4 protein-coding genes are annotated in these 4232 nt (G+C 70.6%); 2 read left to right on the top strand and 2 right to left on the bottom strand.

The genetic code is table 11. The features are described 5' to 3' along the window. Nucleotides 1-853, bottom strand: an 853-nt coding sequence (locus GWI24_RS41270; RefSeq protein ID WP_210951157.1) for a DUF389 domain-containing protein, incomplete at its 3' end; no start/stop codon positions are given. A 13-nt stretch (nt 854-866) separates the two neighbouring features. Next, a complete protein-coding gene (gene coaA, locus GWI24_RS41265) occupies nt 867-1844 on the bottom strand; it encodes a type I pantothenate kinase (RefSeq protein ID WP_210951158.1) in 978 nt (325 codons plus the stop codon). Between the two features lie 128 nt (nt 1845-1972). Here coaA and glmS point away from each other — a divergent pair, with 128 nt between their 5' ends. Beyond that, the gene (glmS, locus tag GWI24_RS41260; RefSeq protein ID WP_210951156.1) at nt 1973-3820 is read left to right on the top strand and encodes a glutamine--fructose-6-phosphate transaminase (isomerizing); all 1848 of its coding nucleotides are present in this window, start codon (nt 1973-1975) and stop codon (nt 3818-3820) included. Between the two features lie 34 nt (nt 3821-3854). Further along, nucleotides 3855-4223 (top strand): holo-ACP synthase, encoded by a 369-nt coding sequence (locus tag GWI24_RS41255; protein ID WP_210951155.1) that lies wholly within the window; start codon nt 3855-3857, stop codon nt 4221-4223. Nucleotides 4224-4232 lie beyond the last annotated feature (9 nt).

The following is a 4232-nucleotide window of genomic DNA, read 5'->3' as shown; positions in this document are numbered from 1 at the left end:
CCAGATTCAGCAGCAGCTGCTCCGTCGACCCCCACATCTGGTCGATCTCGCCGTACCCGAGCGCCACCGCCGCGTTGGCCGCCGCCGGAACCGTGGTCACCGAGATCGCCACGCCCACCAGCGCGCCGGACTTCGCCGAGGTCAGCGAGAGCGTTCCGGCGATCCCCGCGAGCACGGCGACCACGAACGAGAACATGTCCGGCTTCCAGATGAAGTCCGTGTTCGGCCGGGCACGCTCCAGCATGTCCTTGCCGAAGAGACCCACCGCGTCCATCGCGATGCTGAAGCCGGTGGTCAGCGCCATCGCCGCCGCGAATCCGACCAGCAGCGCGATCGCCGAGCGGGCGGCCAGCCGCGGCGCGCGCCGCACCAGCGCGGTGCACAGCCCCGCCAGCGGCCCGAACTCGGGGCCGACCGCCATCGCACCGACGATCAGGATCGCGTTGTCCAGCACCACACCGCATGCCGCGATCATCGTCGCGATGACGAGGAAGGCGAGATAGGTGACCGAGAGCGTGGACTCCTCGTGGGTGGCGTCCGCCAGGTGCTCCCACAGGACCGCGTCCGCGCCCTCGCCGGGAGCCTCCTCCTCCGCCTTGTCGGCGCGTTTGGACAGCGACAGGTCGATGTTCTCCACCGCGATCGAACCGGCCTCGTCAAGACCCAGCTCACGCAGGTCGCCCAGCAGAGCGTCCCCGGCCTCGCGCGCCACGTCGCACATGACGACATCCCCCGCGGGGTCGCGGGCGGCGCCCGGCAGTACCACCAGATGGGTGGTGCCGACCGTCTTCTCGATCGTGCGCACCACGTCCTCGGTGCGGTCGGCGGGGACGATCAGCCTCAAGTGCAGCATGGCCCGACGCTCCTCACAGCTTGCGCAGGGACAGCCGCTGCACCTTGTGATCCGGTCCCTTGCGCAGCACAAGCGTGGCCCGCCCCCGCGTAGGCTGCACATTCTGCTGCAGATTCGGCTTGTTGATGGTCCGCCAGATCATCCGCCCGTAGTCCAGCGCCTCCTCCTCCGAGACCTGGGTGTACTTGCGGAAGTACGAGGACGGGTCCTGGAAGGCCGTCTCCCGCAGCTTCTTGAAGCGGCCCAGGTACCAGCGCTCGATGTCCTCGGTCCGGGCGTCCACGTAGACGCTGAAGTCGAAGAAGTCCGCGAGCCCGACCCGGGTCAGACCGTCCTTCCCCGGCAGCGCGGGCTGCAGCACATTGAGCCCCTCGACGATCAGGATGTCGGGGCGGTGCACGGTCAGCCGCTCGTCCGGCACGATGTCGTAGATCAGGTGCGAGTAGACCGGCGCCGACACCTTCGCCCGGCCCGCCTTCACATCGGCGACGAAGCGGGTCAGCGCCCTGCGGTCGTAGCTCTCGGGGAACCCCTTGCGGGACATCAGCCCGCGGCGCCGCAGCTCGTCGTTGGGGTACAGAAAGCCGTCCGTGGTGATCAGCTCCACCCGCGGATGCTCGGGCCAGCGGGCCAGCAGCGCCTGGAGCAGCCGCGCGGTGGTCGACTTGCCGACCGCGACGCTCCCCGCCACGCCGATCACGAACGGTGTACCGGGCTGGGCCCCGTTGCCCCGCTTGGTGTCGCCCAGGAAGGTGTTGAGCGCGCCGCGCAGATTGCCGGTGGCGGCCACATAGAGGTTGAGCAGCCGGGACAGCGGCAGATAGACATCCCGCACCTCGTCGAGGTCGATGACATCGCCGAGTCCCCGCAGCTTCTCGACCTCTTCGGCGGTCAGCGGCAGCGGCGTCTTGTCCCGCAGCGCACTCCACTCGGCGCGGGACAGGTCCACATACGGAGTCGCCTCGCCGCCCCGCCGCTGCGAGCCGCGCACGGTGCGCGCCTCGCGCGCGGTTGACGTGATCACCCTCTCATTGTCATGGCAGGGACCGGCCGAGTGAGCGGTGTCGAGGCGTGGGGTCGGTCACCCCGGGCCGGGGCCGGGGGTCGTACGCTGCGTCCATGTGCGGAATCGTTGGTTATGTGGGAGGGCAGTCGGCCCTCGATGTCGTCCTCGCCGGGCTCAAGCGGCTGGAGTACCGCGGCTATGACTCGGCGGGCGTCGCCGTGCTGGCCGACGGTGGGCTGGCGGCGGCCAAGAAGGCGGGCAAGCTGGGCAACCTGGAGAAGGAGCTGGCCGGTCGCCCGCTGCCCACCGGGGGTACCGGCATCGGCCACACCCGTTGGGCCACCCATGGCGGCCCGACCGACGCCAACGCCCATCCGCACCTGGACAACGCGGGCCGGGTCTCCGTCGTCCACAACGGCATCATCGAGAACTTCGCCGCGCTCCGCGCCGAGCTGGCCGAGCGCGGCCATGAGCTGGCCTCCGAGACCGACACCGAGGTCGTGGCGCATCTGCTCGCCGAGTCGTTCTCGTCCTGCGGCGACCTCGCCGAGGCGATGCGCCAGGTGTGCCGCCGGCTGGAGGGGGCCTTCACCCTGGTCGCGGTGCACGCGGACGCGCCCGATGTGGTGGTCGGGGCGCGCCGCAACTCGCCGCTGGTCGTCGGCGTCGGCGAGGAGGAGGCGTTCCTCGCCTCCGATGTCGCCGCCTTCATCGCCCACACCCGCGAGGCCATCGAGCTGGGCCAGGACCAGGTCGTGGAGGCCCGCCGGGACGGTGTGACCGTCACCGACTTCGAGGGGGCGCCGGCCGAGGTCCGCCCGTACCACGTGGACTGGGACGCCTCCGCCGCCGAGAAGGGCGGCTACGACTACTTCATGCTCAAGGAGATCGCCGAGCAGCCGAAGGCGGTCGCGGACACCCTGCTCGGCCGGATCGACCTGGCCGGGAACCTCTGCCTGGACGAGGTGCGCATCCCGGCCTCGGTGCTGCGCGAGGTCAGCAAGGTCGTGATCGTGGCGTGCGGCACCGCGTACCACGCCGGGATGATCGCCAAGTACGCCATCGAGCACTGGACCCGGATCCCCTGCGAGACGGAGCTGGCCAGCGAGTTCCGCTACCGCGACCCGATCCTGGACCAGCGGACGCTGGTGATCGCCATCTCGCAGTCCGGCGAGACCATGGACACTCTGATGGCACTGCGGCACGCCCGTGAGCAGGGCGCGAAGGTGCTGGCCATCTGCAATACGAACGGCTCCACGATTCCGCGTGAATCGGACGCGGTGCTCTACACCCACGCCGGTCCCGAAGTGGCCGTCGCCTCCACCAAGGCGTTCCTCACCCAGCTGGTGGCCTGCTACCTGGTGGCTCTCTACCTGGGCCAGGTGCGCGGCACCAAGTGGGGCGACGAGATCCTCTCCGTGATCCGCGAGCTGTCGGAGATCGCGACGCAGGTGGAAGAGGTCCTGGAGACCATGGAGCCGGTCCGGGAGCTGGCCCGCACCCTGGCCGACAAGAACACGGTCCTCTTCCTCGGCCGCCACGTCGGCTTCCCCGTCGCCCTGGAGGGCGCGCTCAAGCTCAAGGAGCTCGCGTACATGCACGCGGAGGGTTTCGCGGCGGGCGAGCTCAAGCACGGGCCGATCGCGCTGATCGAGCAGGGTGTGCCGGTCGTGGTGGTCGTGCCGTCGCCGCGTGGGCGGTCCGTGCTGCACGACAAGATCGTCTCCAACATCCAGGAGATCCGGGCCCGGGGCGCCCGCACCATCGTGATCGCCGAGCGCGGCGACGAGACGGTCGCCCCGTACGCCGATCACCTCATCGAGATCCCCGCCACGCCCACCCTGCTGCAGCCGCTGGTCGCGACCGTGCCGCTGCAGGTCTTCGCGTGCGAGCTGGCGACGGCGCGCGGCAACGAGGTCGATCAGCCGAGGAACCTGGCGAAGTCGGTGACCGTGGAGTGACCCGTAGGCCCGGTCGGACCCACCGAGTGACGCCGTGATCATCGGCGTCGGCATCGACGTCGCCGAGATCGACCGCTTCGACGACGTGCTGCGGCGCACCCCCGGGATGGCGGACCGCCTGTTCGTCGAGCGCGAACTGTGGCTGCCGAGCGGGGAGCGCCGCGGCACGGCCTCCTTGGCCGCCCGTTTCGCGGCCAAGGAGGCCCTGGCCAAGTCCCTGGGCGCCCCCGGCGGCCTGCGCTGGACCGACGCCGAGATCCTCACCGAGCCGAGCGGCCGCCCCCGCCTCTCGGTCCGCGGCACGGTCGCCACATGCGCGGAACGGCTGGGAGTGCGGGGCCTGCACGTCTCGCTGAGCCATGACGCGGGGGTCGCGTCGGCGGTCGTGATCGCGGAGGGATGAGGGGCCCGT

It is taken from the genome of Streptomyces sp. MK37H (assembly GCF_018035285.1).
Taxonomy (GTDB): Bacteria; Actinomycetota; Actinomycetes; order Streptomycetales; family Streptomycetaceae; genus Streptomyces; species Streptomyces endocoffeicus.
Note: the sequence above shows the minus strand (reverse complement) of the source record. Positions and strands in the feature narration are given on the sequence as shown.